Raw genomic sequence first — 14624 nt, 5'->3', positions numbered from 1 at the left:
GTGGTACTCCCATCGTCAACGATCACGAGCCGCGATGCATTCCTGACCGGAGAATCCGTCCGAACTGACCGATGAGTCAGTGCCGGAAGCCGAGATTGGCTGGAAATGGATCCGACCTCTGCGGTCCGGACCATTGACCGCTGAACCTCCGGACCGCAACTCTGGATCGCGCCAACGAACGAGTCCCTGAACGCGATCCATGAATGTGAACAGTTGGTTCGGTTTTCCTCCGATGTTTCCGGGTCTCCCCGTCCGATCGAGAGGGAGGAACATGAGACGCCGTCGCCTGCGAACGGCACTGACCGGGCTGGTCCTCGCCAGTGCGGCCCTGACCACCCTGCCCGCGGCCGCACCCGCGCCGACCGCCCCCACCGGCCCAGCGGCCCTCCGCCCGGCCGCCGCCCGCGACTGGTCCACGGCCGTCGTCGACTCCACCATGGCCCGCTACACGCCGAGCTCCATCGGCGGCTGGTCGTACCCCGTCGGCCTCTACCTCTACGGCCAGTACCTCACCTACCGGCGCACCCACGACGCCCGCTACCTCACCTACATCAAGAGCTATGTCGACCGGTTCGTGAAGAGCGACGGCTCCATCGACCAGTCCTTCAACAACCTGGACAGCATGCAGGCCGGCCGGCTCCTGGTGATCCTGCACCACGAGACCGGACAGGACCGCTACCGCAAGGCGGCCAAGAAGATCCGCGACCGCCTGAACACCTACCCGCGCACCGCCGACGGCGGTTTCTGGCACGCGAACACCTCCAGCCGGGCCCATCAACTCTGGGCGGACGGCGTCTACATGGTGAACCCGTTCCTCGTCGAGTACGGCAAGGAGTTCGGCGACAGCGCGTACACCGACGACGAGGCGGCCAAGCAGCTGTACGTCTACGGCAGCCATCTGCAGGTCGCGAACGGGCTGCTGAGGCACGCCTACGACGAGTCCAAGAGCGCGAGTTGGGCCGATCCGCAGACGGGGCTCGCCCCCGAGCACTGGTGCCGGGCCGTCGGCTGGTACTCCATGGCGATCGTCAACGTCCTGGACGCCGTTCCGGCGAACCAGTCCCGCCGTCCCCAACTGCTCACCATCTTCCGCAAGCTGGCCGCGGGGCTGGAGAAGTACCAGGACCCGGCCACCGGGCGCTGGTTCCAGGTGATGGACAAGGGCAGCCGGTCCGACGACTGGACCGAGACCTCCTGCTCCAGCATGTTCACCTACGCCCTCTCCCGGGGCGTTCAGCAGGGCTACCTCGACCCGCACTACGCCGCCGTCGCGCAGCGCGGCTACCAGGGCGTGCTGGCGAAGCTCTCGGTCGGCTCCGACGGCCGCACCAACCTCGCCGACATCTCCATCGGCACCAACGTCGGCGACTACGCGTACTACATCGCCCGTGACCGGGCCACCAACGACTTCCACGGTCTGGGCGCCTTCCTGATCATGAACGAACAACTGCGAGGTGAGTAGTGTCATGAGCACGTCCAGAAGGGCGCTGCTGGGTGCGGCGGTCGCGGGTGCGGCCGGGGCGACGCTGGGGCTGCCCGCCACCGCCCACGCCGCCTCCTGGCAGCAGAAGTGGGCTCCTTCGGCGAGCGGCGACGGCCTCGGCGCCTTCGAGACGATCGAGGACGACCGCGCCGACTCGCACCCCGCCGGGCATCCGCACATCTTCGCCACCGGCAACAACTGGCGGTTCAACATGCACATGGTGGACCGGGACACCTCGACGGACCGCCAGCGCCAGGAGGTCACGGGTCTGCGCACGAGCTCCAGCAGCTACCTCAAGTGGAACGAGGGCCAGACCTGGCGGGTCACCTACTCGATGTACATCCCGAGCTCGCTGAAGGCGACCACCACCTTCACCCACATCATGCAGATGAAGCAGCCCGGCGCCGGTTCCTCCCCGATCGTCACGCAGTCGCTGCGCCGGGTGAGCGGCAAGCAGACCATCGAGCTGACCCTGCCCATCTCCGGCACCCTCATCGGCCGCACGGATCTCGACCCGCTGCACGACAACTGGACCGACGTCGACTTCCAGATCAAGGTCGGCAACGGCTCGGCGGGCTCCGTCCGCTGGATCCTCAAGTCCGGCGGCACGACCGTCATCGACAAGTCGAAGACCGGCGTCGACACCTTCCTGGCCGACCGCGTGCGCCCGAAATGGGGCATCTACCGCTCCCTCGGCGACACCTCCGGGTCCCTGCAGGACACCTACCTCCTGCTCACCAACCTCCGGGGCTACCAACTCGTGTGAGGAGCCGTCACATGAAACCCCCCACCGGTCCGGGCCGCCGAGCGGCGGCCGTCATCCTCTTCGTGGTGGCCGTGGTCCTCGGCCTCACCCACCCCGCGGCCCTCGCCGCCCCGGCCGGCGCCCCGCGCGCCGCCGCCGAGTACAACGTGCGGGACTACGGCGCCAAGGGCGACGGCTCCAGCAACGACAGCGCGGCCATCGACAAGGCGATCACGGCCGCGAACGCGGCCGGCGGCGGCACCGTCCGCTTCCCCTCCGGGACCTACAAGTCCAAGAACACCCTCCACATGAAGAGCCATGTGACGCTCCAGCTCGACAAGGGCGCCACTCTCCAGGGCTCCAGCGCCGACACCTACGACAAGGCCGAGTCCAACCCGTACGACTCCTACCAGGACTACGGCCACAGCCACTTCCACGACGCGATGATCTACGGCGACAAGCTGACCGACATCGGCTTCGTGGGCCAGGGCGTCATCGACGGCGCGGGCAACCTGATCACCGGCAACCCGAAGTCCGGCGAGGCCGACAAGATCATCTCGCTGACCCGGTGCGACGGGCTCAGGATCGGCGACGGTCTCACGCTGCGCCGGGGCGGTCACTTCGCGGCCCTCATCAACGGCTGCACCAACGTGACCTCCGACCACCTGACGATCGACACCGCGAGCGACCGCGACGGCTGGAACGTCATCTCCACCACCAACGCGACGATCACCAACGCCACCATCCACGCCAACGACGACGCCCTGGTCTTCAAGAGCGACTACGCGCTCGGCGCCAAGCTGCCCAACGGGCATGTGCGGGTGAGCGATTCGACCCTCGGGGCCAAGTGCTGCAACGCCCTGATGTTCGGCTCCGAGACCTGCGGCGACTTCTCGGACTACCAGTTCGAGAACATCCGTATCGACGGCGCCGACAAGTCCGGCCTGGGCATGGTCTCGATGGACGGCTCGAAGATCTCCGACGTCCACTACCGCGACATCACGATGACCAACGTCCACTCGCCGATCATGCAGAAGATCGGCACCCGCAAACGCTGCGGCAACAGTCCCGGTGTCGGATCGATCAGCAACGTCACGTACGACAACATCACGGCGACCGGCAGCAGCCCGTCCTTCAGCCCGACCCTGTGGGGCGAGTCCGGGCACCGCATCAACGGCGTGACCTTCACCAACGTCAACATCACGGTCCCCGGCGGCAACGGCACCATGTCCACCGGCGTGCCCAGCAACGACTCGACCGACTACAACCCCAAGAGCATCGGCACCCGCCCCGCCTACGGCTGGTACCTGCACAACGCCGACAACGTGCAGTTCACCGACAGCTCGGTCAAATTCGCCTCGAACGACGGCCGGCCCGCGTTCATCGCCAACGCGGCCAGCGGCATCCGGCTCACCCGGTTCACCGCGCAGAAGGGCAGCAACTCGCCCTTCGACGTGGGCTTCCAGAACGTCATCGGCGGCTGCCTGACGGACAGTCACAACACCTCCGGCGGCGCCCTGCGCGTCTCGGGCAGCCAGGACTGCGGCAGTAGCGCGGCGGTGAAGCCGCTCGACCTGGAGAACCCCCGCCAGGACTTCCTCCGCGCCTCCGTCGGCGGTCTGTTCCTGCACTGGGGCCTGCGCACCGCACCGGCCCACACCAGCTGCACCGCCTGGGAGAACGACGTCACGAGCGGAGGCTGGAGCCCCGACTACTGGGTGAACGAGGCGCAGAAGCTGCACACCCAGTACCTGGTCCTCGCCACCTTCCACAGCCGCCTCGGCTACGCCCGCCCCTGGCCGTCCAAGATCCCCGGCTCCTGCTCCACCAAGCGGGACTTCCTCGGCGAGCTGATCACGGCCGCCAAGGCCAAGGGCCTGAAGGTCATCCTCTACATGACCAACGACCCCCAGTGGCACGACGAGGGCGGCCACGAGTGGCTCGACTCGTCCGCGTACTCCGCCTACAAGGGCAAGAACGTCGACCTGACCACCAACGGCGGCTTCGGGCAGTTCAGTTACGACAACTTCTTCGAGGTCATGGACCGCTACCCCGACCTCGGCGGCTTCTGGATCGACAACGACAACTCCTACTGGGAGAGCCACGACCTCTACCAGCAGATCTACGACAAGCGCCCGAACTACACGCTCAGCAACAACAACGAAGATACGCCGATCATGGACATGATCAGCAATGAGCAGAAGACGGGCATGACCCCGGCCTACGACTACCCGCAGGCCGTCTACACCGCCCAACCCCGCCTGACCGAGGCCGACTTCAAGCTGCCCTCGACCGGTGCGTGGTGGTACGACGGCTCCAACCCCTCCGTCGACCGCGCGCTCACCCTCGGCCGCCTCATCACCAACGCCGGCTCCTCGGTGAAGGCGCTGATGGCCGAGACGGCCCAGGTCAACGGCAAGTTCCCGGCGAACCAGGCATCCTTCAACACCTTCGCCGACTCCTACCTCGACCCCATCTGGGAGTCCCTGCACGGCACCGAGGGCGGCGGCTACATGTACGGCGGCCTCAAGCCCGGCTCCTGGAACGACGGCGCGTACGGGGTGACGACCATCGCCAAGGACGACGCGAACCGGCAGTACATCCACGTCCTGACCCCGCCCAGCACCAGCACCCTGCGCGTGCGGGACAACGGCTACCGCATCGCCTCCGTCACCAACCTCCGCACGGGCGCCGCGGTTTCGTGGTCGCAGTCCGGCGGCGTGCTCACCCTGAGCGGGCTCGGCACCTGGGACCCGTACGACACGGTCTTCAAGGTCACCACGGCCGGCCGCCAGGGCATCCTCACCGGCGTCAAGGTCAGCGCGAGCGCCTCCGCGAGCGGGCACGGCGCGTCGGCGGCCGGCGACGGCGACTACCTCACCTACTGGGACAACAACAAGACCCTCCCCGTGAACCTCACCTTCGACCTCGGCTCGGCCAAGAAGGTGCAGTACATCGGGCTCAACCAGCGCGAGGACTCCGTGGCCTACGCCCGATCGAGCACCGAGCAGTCCGCGCGGATCAAGGACTACAAGGTGTTCCTGAGCAACGACGGCTCGACCTGGGGCAGCGCGGTCAAGTCCGGCCAGCTGCCGAGCCGCCGCGGCATCCAGGGCATCGACCTGACCGCCGCCAACGCCCGCTACGTCCGGCTCGAGGTCGACACCACCTGGGCCGCCTCCAGCGACACGACCCGCTACAAGCGACTGCGGGTCGACGAGGCGTGGATCGGAACGTCGTACGCCACACCCGCGAACGGGGGACAGTCATGATCCGTGTCAGATCGCTCACGGCCGCGGCGGCGGGCCTGCTGCTCGCCGCGGCGGTGCCGCTCGTGGGCACCGCCCACCCGGCGGCCGCCTCCGACAACGGCCAGTCCGTCCGGCCCGCCATGGGCTGGTCCAGCTGGAGCTTCGTGCGCCGCACGCCGACCGAGGCGAAGATCAAGGCGCAGGCCGACGCGCTGGTCTCCAGTGGCCTGAAGGACCACGGCTTCGTCTACGTCAACCTCGACGACTTCTGGCAGAAGTGCGACAGCAACGGCTTCACCGTCGACGGCTACGGCCGCTGGGCCGTCGACACCGCCAAGTTCCCGGACGGCATCAAGGGGGTGGCCGACTACGTCCACTCCAAGGGTCTGAAGTTCGGCTTCTACGTCACCCCCGGCATCGCGAAGAACGCCGTCACCAAGAACACGCCGATCGAGGGGACCTCGTACCACGCGAAGGACATCGCGGACACCTCCAGGACCGAGAAGAACTACAACTGCAAGAACATGTACTACATCGACTACTCCAAGCCGGGCGCGCAGGAGTTCGTCAACTCCTGGGCCAAGCAGTTCGCGTCCTGGGGGGTCGACTACCTGAAGATCGACGGGGTGGGCAGCGCCGACATCCCCGACGTCCAGGCCTGGGACAAGGCGCTGCGGGCCAGCGGACGGCCCATCAACTTCGCCCTGTCCAACAACCTGCCGATAGCGGACGCCTCCACCTGGCGGAAACTGGCGAACAGCTGGCGCACCCAGGGGGATGTCGAGTGCTACTGCGGGCCGGGGAGCAACGGCAGCGGCTATCCGCTGACCGACTGGTCCCACGTCTCCAAGCGGTTCGACTCGGCCGCCTCCTGGCAGCCGTACGCCGGACCCGGCGGCTGGAACGACCTGGACTCGCTGGAGATCGGCAACGGCGACCAGGTGGGTCTGACGGCGGACCAGCGCCGCTCGCACTTCACGCTGTGGTCCATGGCGGCGGCCCCGCTGCTGCTCGGCACCGACCTCACCCAACTCGACTCCGTCGACAAGGCGATGCTGACCAACGACCGGCTGATCGGCGTCGACCAGGACGGCGTCGCCGCGAAGCGGATCGTGAACAGCGGTGTCAAACAGGTCTGGAGCAAGAAGGAGAGCGACGGACAGTACGTCGTGGCCCTGTTCAACACCGGGACCTCGGGCAACGCGACGGTGAGCGTGAACTGGTCGCAGGTCGGCTTCAGCGGCTCGGGTGACGTGACCGACCTCTGGTCCGGATCCCACAAGGGCGTGATCGCCGACTCCTACAGCGCGACCCTGCGTCCGGGCGAGACCCGGCTCATCCGGGTCAAACCCGTCAACTCCCTGAAGGCGGCGGCCGCTTCGCCCGGTTTCGCCGTGGCCCCGTACGAGTACCTCGGCTGGGGCAACCCCCAGAACCCCACGTCGGTGATGTCCGCGACCGGCGTCAAGTGGTTCACTCTCGCCTTCATCCTCTCCGACGGCACCTGCAACCCGAAGTGGGACGGCTCCCGCCCGCTGACCGGAGGCAGCGACCAGTCGGCGATCAACGCGATCAGAGGCGCGGGCGGTGACGTCGTCGTCTCCGTCGGCGGCTGGAGCGGGAACAAGCTCGGCGAGAAGTGCTCCAGCGCCTCCGCGCTCGCCGGCGCCTACCAGAAGGTGATCAACGCCTACAAGTTGAAAGCGCTCGACATCGACATCGAGAACACCGAGTGGTCCAACGCGACCGTGCGGCAGCGGGTGGTCGACGCGCTGAAGACGGTGAAGGCGAACAACCCGGGCCTGAAGACCGTCATCACCTTCGGCACCACCTCCAGCGGCCCCGACTCCACCGGCGTCGACATGATCAAGCGGGCCGCCAACTCCGGTCTGGCGAACGACGTCTGGTGCATCATGCCGTTCGACTTCGGCGGCGGCACCACGAACATGGGCAGCCTCACCACCAAGGCCATGGAAGGACTCAAGGCCCAGGTGAAGTCGGCCTACGGCTACAGCGACGCCACCGCCTACACCCACATCGGGCTGTCGTCGATGAACGGCAAGACCGACGACTCCGGTGAGCGCGTGCGGGTGGCCGACTTCAAGACCATGCTCGCCTACGCCCAGCAGCACCACATCGGACGGCTCACCTACTGGGCCGTCAACCGCGACCGGGCCTGCGGCTCGGGCACCGACGGCGACGCCTGCAGCGGCGTGACACAGCAGCCGTACGACTACCTCAAGGTCTTCACCCAGTACACGGGCTGAGGGGAACATCCGTGAACATCAGAAGAGTTCTGCCGTACGGCGTCGTGGCGGCCCTGGCGCTGCCGCTCGCCGGCCTCGGCCAGGGCACCGCCCTGGCCGCCACCGACTACCAGGCCGAGGACGCCCAGATCTCGCAGGGCACCGTGGCCACCAACCACACCGGGTACACCGGCACCGGCTTCGTCGACTACACCAACGTCAAGGGCTCCTACGTGGAGTTCACGGTGAGCGCGGCCTCCGCCGGCACCTCCGCCCTCACCCTGCGCTACGCCAACGGGACCTCCACCGACCGGCCGATGGACATCTCCGTGGGCGGCACGGTCGTCGCCTCCGGGGTGTCCTTCCCGGCCACCGCCGACTGGAACACCTGGGTCACCAAGACCGTCAACGTCCCGCTGACCGCGGGCACCGACAAGATCCGGGCCACCGCCACCACCGCCAACGGCGGCCCCAACCTCGACCGGATCAGCCTCGGCACGGCCGCCGACACCCAGGCCCCGACCCGTCCCGGACAGCCCAGCTGCTCGGACATCGGCGAGGACTCCCTCACCCTGGCCTGGGGGGCGTCCACGGACAACGTGGGGGTGAGCGCGTACGACATCTACGAGCACGGCAACAAGATCAGTGAGGCGCCGGGGAGTTCGACCTCCAAGGCGCTGACCGGGCTCACCCCCAACACCGACTACAACCTCACGGTGATCGCCCGTGACGCGGCGGGCAACACCTCGCCCGCCAGCCCGGTCGTCGACTGCACCACCAGGCCCAGCTCCGACACCACCCCGCCGAGCAAGCCGGGCACGCTGTCCGCGAGCAATGTCACCGCCAACAGCGCCGACCTCAAGTGGGGCGCCTCGACCGACGACAAGGCGGTCGTCGCCTACGACGTGCGCAGCGACACCACCGTCTACGACACGGTCACCAGCGGCACGTCGACCACGCTCACCGGGCTCGCCTGCAACAGCCCCTACAGCCTGAACGTCGTCGCCCGGGACGCGGCCGGCAACGTCTCCGAGGCCAGCAACACCGTCACCTTCACCACGAAGGCGTGCGCGACCGACGGCGGCGTCCCGTCCTCGATCGCGACGCTCTCCAGCGGCTGGACCATCCCCTGGGGCACCTACTGGATGCCCGACGGCAAGACCGCCCTGGTCACCGAGCGGGACGACTTCAAGGTCTGGAAGGTCACCAAGGACGGCACGAAGACCCAGGTCGGCACCGTTCCGAACGCCGTCACCACCAACGGCGAGGGCGGACTGCTCGGCGTCGCCGTCGACCCCAAGTGGGACACCAACCACTACGTCTACTTCATGCACACCGCATCCGAGGGCAACCGGGTCGTGCGCATGACGTACGACGGCACCAAGCTCAGCGACTACAAGATCCTGCTCCAGGGCATCAAGAAGAACCGCTACCACAACGGCGGACGGCTCCTCTTCGGCCCCGACGGCTATCTCTACGTCTCAACCGGAGAGGCCCAGACGCCCGACCTGGCGCAGGACAAGAACTCCCTCAACGGCAAGATCCTGCGCATGACGACCGACGGCAAGCCGGCCCCCGGCAACCCGTTCGGCAACTACGTCTACAGCCTCGGCCACCGCAACCCGCAGGGCCTCGCCTTCGACCGCAACGGCCGGTTGTGGGAGGCGGAGTTCGGCAACAGCTCCAAGGACGAGCTGAACCTGATCAAGCCGGGCGCCAACTACGGCTGGCCGACCTGCGAGGGCAACTGCAGCGTCTCCGGGATGACCAACCCCAAGGCCACCTGGAACGTCTCGGAGGCGTCCCCGAGCGGTATCGCCATCGTGCGCAACGTCGTCTACATGGCGTCCCTGCGCGGTGAACGGCTGTGGCGGATCCCGATCAACGGCGACAACGAGAGCGTCGGCACGCCCACCGCGTACTACGTGGGCACCTATGGCCGGCTGCGGACGGTCACCAAGGTTCCCGGCGCCGACCAGTTGTGGCTGTCGACCACCAACAGCGACAACAACGGCAACCAGCCCGACGGGTCTGACAAGATCTTCCGGGTGAACATCAGCTAGTCACGCCTGGTAGAGCGCCTCGACCTCGCCCGCATAGGCGTTCTCGATGGCCTTGCGCTTCAGCTTCAGCGAGGGGGTCAGCAGACCGTGCTCCTCGGTGAAGGGCTGGGCCAGGATACGGAAGGTACGGATCGACTCGGCCTGTGAGACCAGGGTGTTGGCGGCGACCACCGCCCGGCGCACCTCGGTCTCCAGGTCCGGGTCGCGCACCAGCTGCTGCGGCGGCATCTGCGGCTTGCCGCGCATCGTCAGCCAGTGCTCCACGGCCTCGTGGTCGAGGGTGACGAGCGCGGCGATGTACGGCCGGTCGTTGCCGACGACGATGCACTGGCTGACCAGCGGATGGTCACGCACCCGCTCCTCCAGCACCCCGGGGGAGACGCTCTTGCCGCCGGAGGTCACCAGGATCTCTTTCTTGCGGCCGGTGATGGTGAGATAGCCGTCGTCGTCCAGGGAGCCCAGGTCGCCGGTGGCGAGCCAGCCGTCGTGCAGGGTCTCGTCGGTGGCCTTCTGGTTGTTGAGGTAGCCCTGGAAGATGTTCGCGCCGTGCAGCCAGATCTCGCCGTCGTCGGCGATGTGCACGGTCATGCCGGGGATGGGCTGGCCGACCGTGCCGTAGCGGGTGCGGTCGGGCGGGTTGGCGGTCGCGGCGGCCGTCGACTCGGTCAGGCCGTAGCCCTCGTAGACCGGCACGCCCGCGCCCGCGAAGAACAGGCCGAGGCGCCGGTCCATCGCCGAACCGCCGGACATGGCGTTGCGGATGCGGCCGCCCATCGCGGCCCGCACCTTGGAGTAGACGAGCTTGTCGAAGAGCTGGTGCTGCATCCTGAGGCCCGCCGAGGGACCCGGTCCGATGCCCCAGGCCTTCGCCTCGACGGCGTCGGCGTACTTCACCGCGATGTCGACCGCCTTCTCGAACGGCCCCGCCTTGCCCTCCTTCTCCGCCTTGCGCCGGGCCGAGTTGAACACCTTCTCGAAGATGTACGGCACCGCGAGGATGAAGGTCGGCCTGAACGCCTGCAGGTCGGGCAGCAGGGCGGCGGCGTTGAGCTGCGGCTGGTGGCCGAAGCGGACCCCGCCGCGGACCGCCGCGACCTCGACCATGCGGCCGAAGACGTGCGCGAGGGGCAGGAAAAGGAGCGTGGCCGCCTCGTCGCCCCTCTTGGAGTGGAACACCGGCTCCCACCGCTCGACGACGGTGTCCGCCTCGTACATGAAGCTGCCGTGGGTGATCACGCAGCCCTTGGGGCGGCCGGTGGTGCCGGAGGTGTAGATGATCGTCGCGGTCGACTCGGGGGTGACGGCCTGCCGGTGGCGGTGCACCACCTCGTCCTCGATGTGCGCGCCCGCGTCGTACAGCTCCTGCACGGCGTTGGTGTCCAGCTGCCACAGCTGGTGCAGCCGCGGCAGCCGGTCGATGACGGTGGCGATCGTCATCGCGTGGTCCTCGTGCTCCACGATCGCCGCCGAGCACTCGGAGTCGTACAGCATCCAGAAGCACTGCTCGGCGGAGGACGTGGGGTAGATCGGCACCACCTGGGCGCCGATCGTCCACAGCGCGAAGTCGAACAGGGTCCACTCGTAGCGGGTGCGCGACATGATCGCGACCCGGTCGCCGAACCGGATGCCCCGGGCGAGCAGCCCCTTGGCGAGCGCCAGGACCTCGTCCCGGAACTCCGCCGAGGTCACGTCGCGCCACCGCCCCTGCTCGTCCTTGCGGCCGAGCGCGATGTGCAGCGGGTCCTGCTGGGCACGCTCGAAGACGACGTCGGCCAGACCCCCCACGGGGGGCGCCAACGCCAACGGAGGGTTGGTGAACTCGCGCAAACCCACTCCCCGCTCCCCTCGGCGCCGTGTTCGAGACTTCGCAAGCGCCGTGAAAGCTACCCCACCCGGCGGCGGGGCGGGAGGGGCGCCGAATCCGAACAACCCTCACGTACACCCCGGCCACCGGGCGGAAAATACGCTCACATCAGGAAGGGTCGGACAGAAAACCGACGGTTGAGTAAGTATCCGGCTCTTAATCTCCACCGAATCTGTACGACCTGCCTACCGGCCTTGACCGCAGGTCAATGGCGTCATCCGCGGTGCGTCGCCGTCTCTTCCCTCAGCGTCTCCGGGGCGGAATTCGTCACTCCGGTGCGGCCCGGACGAGGGGGCCGGACCAGGGCGAGCACGAGTGCTCCGGCCACCGCGGCGGTGAGACCGGCGACCACGGCCGCGGTGTTCAGACCCGCGGCGAACGCCGAGCGCAGCGCGTGCTCCGGGAAGGACCCGCGCAGCGCCCCGGCCGCTCCGCCCGCCAGCGCGTGCGCCGCCTCGCGCGGCAGCGTGTCCTGCATCCGCGAGGTCACCACGGTGCCGTACACGGCGATGCCGAGCGCGTACCCCAGCTGCCGGAAGGTGTTGACCGCGCCGCCCGCCATGCCGGCCCGGTCGTGCGGCACCGCGGCCAGCGCGGCGCCCGCGATGCCGGGCGAGACCAGGCCCGTACCGACACCCACCAGGATCAGCCCCGGCACCAGCGCGGACGCCGTCGACCCCGCGTCCAGCACCGTCATGCAGAACTGACCCGAGCCGATCAGCAGCAGCCCGCCGCCGATCGTGATGCGCGCCGGCACCCCGTGCAGCAGCCGCCCGCCGAGCGCCGCCACCACGAAGGACGACAGGGACAGCCACAGGAAGACCAGTCCGCCGCGCACCGGGCTCATCCCGAGCACCGTCTGCAGCCAGATCGAGTCGTACGCCATGAGACTGAACGCCGCCGCGTTGAAGGCGAGCGCGCCCACCATCACGCCCGAGAACCCGGGCTTCAGGAACAGCCGGGGATCCAGCAGCGGGTCGGCGCCCCGCCGTTCCACGGCCACGAAGCAGACCAGCGCCAGCAGGGCCGCCGCGAAGGTGGCCAGGGTGCCCGGCTCGCCCCAGCCGTGCTGCCCGGCCCGCACCGCCCCGTACGTCAGCCCCGCGGCGAAGGCGGCGAACGTCGCCGTGCCCGCCCAGTCCACGCGCCGCTCGCGCGAGCCGTGCGACTCCGGCACGACCTTCAGCGTCAGCCACGCCGCGGCCACGCTCACCGGCAGGTTCACATAGAAGATCCACCGCCAGCCGGGCCCGTCCGTCAGCAGTCCGCCGACCACCGGACCCACCGCCGCCGCCGCGCCGCTGACCGCGCCCCACGCGCCGAGGGCCGTCGAGCGCCGCCTGCCCTGGTAGACCGAGCCCAGCAGCGGCAGCGTGGTCGCGAACATCGCCGCCGCGCCGAGCCCCTGCAGCCCGCGCGCGGCGACCAGCATGCCGGGGCCCGTCGCGAGGCCGCACAACAGGGACGCCGTCGCGAACACGACGACGCCCGCGACATGCACCCGCCGCCGGCCCAGGATGTCGGCCGCGGCCCCGATCCCGAGCAGCAGCGCGGCCAGCGCCAGCGCGTAGCCGTCCATCACCCACTGCAGATCGCTCAGCGACGCGTGCAGCGACCTGGCCATGTCCGGCAACGCGACCACCGCGATGGTCACGTCCAGCAACAACATGAACGTGCCCAGGCACACCGCCGTGAGCGGCCCCCATGTACGCATGTCCTCAACTCCCTGTGCTTTCCGTACGCCGGACGCGTAGCTCTCCGTACGATGGGCCCCGCACGGCTGATCGCGGCGGTTTCGGGTGCCCCGACGCCGAAACCCGACAGGAGAGGGCATGACTGCGACGGAATCCCACGGGCTGGTCATGGAGTCCGACACGTTCGACGGGCTCGATCTGCGGATCCTGGCGGCCCTGGAGACCAACGCGCGGGCCTCCTTCAGCCGGATCGGCGCGGTGCTGGGTGTCTCCGACCAGACCGTCGCCCGGCGCTTTCGGCGGCTGTGCGCCGAGGGCGGGCTGCGGGTGGTGGCGGTCCGGGACCCCGAGCGGCTCGGGTACGACCAGTGGAACCTGCGGCTGCGCTGCGTGCCGGACACCGCGCTGCAGATCGCGGACGCGCTCGCCAAGCGACCGGACACCCACTGGATCGCGCTCGCCGCCGGAGGGACGGAGGTGCTGTGCGGGACCCGGCCGCGCAGTCCCGGCGACCGCGACGACCTGATGCTGGGCAAGCTGCCGCGGACGCCGAGCGTGGTGGAGCTGCGGGCCCATCAGCTGCTGCACCGGTTCTTCGGCGGGCCGGACGGCTGGCTGCAGAAGTTCGGCGCGCTGACCGAGGAGCAGCGGGCGGCGCTGCGGCCGGATCCGGTGCCCTCGCCGGGGCCCGCGCGGATCGATCCCGAGGACGAGCCGCTCGTCGCCGTGCTCGAACGGGACGCGCGGGCCCCGTATCCCGAGCTCCAGCGCGCGACCGGCCGTTCGGAGTCCGCCGTGAAACGGCGGCTGGCCTCGCTCGTCGCGTCCGGGGCGGTGTATCTGGACGTCGAGTACCACACGGAGATCCTCGGCTACCCCCTCGCCGCCTCGCTGTGGATCACCGCCACACCGGCCAGGCTGCACGCGGTGGGGGAGGCGGTCGCGGGGCATCCGGAGACCGCATACGTCACGGCGATCTCCGGTGCGTCGAACCTGATGGCCACCGCCGTCTTCAAGGACACGGCCGCGCTGTACGGCTACCTGAGCGGGCCGATCGGACGGCTGGACGGCATCCAGCACGTGGACGCCGTGCCCTATCTGCGCAGAATCAAGCAGCTCACCTATGCACCGCCCCAGCGCTGAACAGCTTCCCCCAGCTGAGCACCTGAGCGGCCCCGCTGTAACGCCCCGAGGGGCGCGGGGAACTGCGCGACCAGCGACGAGGGCGCCGCGGACGACCGACGTCCCGGCGCGGCACTTCTCGCGGAGCGCTACGCG

The 14624-nt window shown here is 69.0% G+C and carries 8 protein-coding genes; 6 read left to right on the top strand and 2 right to left on the bottom strand.

Annotation, left to right across the window (positions count from 1 at the left end):
* Window positions 1-271: 271 nt before the first annotated feature.
* Genes ACWCQ1_RS11050 through ACWCQ1_RS11030 form a run of 5 tightly spaced genes read left to right on the top strand, consistent with a single transcriptional unit; the run spans window position 272 to window position 9788 of the window.
* Window positions 272-1462, top strand: a complete 1191-nt coding sequence (locus ACWCQ1_RS11050) for a glycoside hydrolase family 88/105 protein (protein ID WP_133041897.1) — start codon at window positions 272-274, stop codon at window positions 1460-1462.
* Between the two features lie 4 nt (window positions 1463-1466).
* A complete protein-coding gene (locus tag ACWCQ1_RS11045; RefSeq protein WP_358596233.1) occupies window positions 1467-2249 on the top strand; it encodes a heparin lyase I family protein in 783 nt (260 codons plus the stop codon).
* Window positions 2250-2260: 11 nt separating this feature from the next.
* Complete coding sequence (locus tag ACWCQ1_RS11040; RefSeq protein WP_358596230.1) at window positions 2261-5500, top strand: glycosyl hydrolase family 28 protein; 3240 nt, start codon at window positions 2261-2263, stop codon at window positions 5498-5500.
* A complete protein-coding gene (locus tag ACWCQ1_RS11035; RefSeq protein ID WP_133041899.1) occupies window positions 5497-7746 on the top strand; it encodes an alpha-galactosidase in 2250 nt (749 codons plus the stop codon). The genes ACWCQ1_RS11040 and ACWCQ1_RS11035 overlap by 4 nt, the downstream gene beginning before the upstream one ends.
* Window positions 7747-7757: 11 nt before the next feature.
* Window positions 7758-9788 (top strand): PQQ-dependent sugar dehydrogenase, encoded by a 2031-nt coding sequence (locus ACWCQ1_RS11030; RefSeq protein WP_358596227.1) that lies wholly within the window; start codon window positions 7758-7760, stop codon window positions 9786-9788.
* Here the strand turns inward: ACWCQ1_RS11030 and ACWCQ1_RS11025 are convergent, their stop codons facing one another.
* Entirely contained in the window at window positions 9789-11615 is a 1827-nt protein-coding gene (locus ACWCQ1_RS11025) for an AMP-dependent synthetase/ligase (RefSeq protein ID WP_358596749.1), read from the bottom strand. It abuts the gene before it with no gap.
* 251 nt (window positions 11616-11866) lie between these two features.
* Window positions 11867-13366: an MFS transporter gene (locus ACWCQ1_RS11020; protein WP_451026300.1), complete on the bottom strand. Its 1500-nt coding sequence runs from the start codon at window positions 13364-13366 to the stop codon at window positions 11867-11869.
* Between the two features lie 118 nt (window positions 13367-13484).
* Here ACWCQ1_RS11020 and ACWCQ1_RS11015 point away from each other — a divergent pair, with 118 nt between their 5' ends.
* Window positions 13485-14489 (top strand): Lrp/AsnC family transcriptional regulator, encoded by a 1005-nt coding sequence (locus tag ACWCQ1_RS11015; RefSeq protein ID WP_451026299.1) that lies wholly within the window; start codon window positions 13485-13487, stop codon window positions 14487-14489.
* Window positions 14490-14624: the final 135 nt, after the last annotated feature.

It is taken from the genome of Streptomyces sp. NPDC002144 (assembly GCF_053593695.1).
Note: the sequence above shows the minus strand (reverse complement) of the source record. Positions and strands in the feature narration are given on the sequence as shown.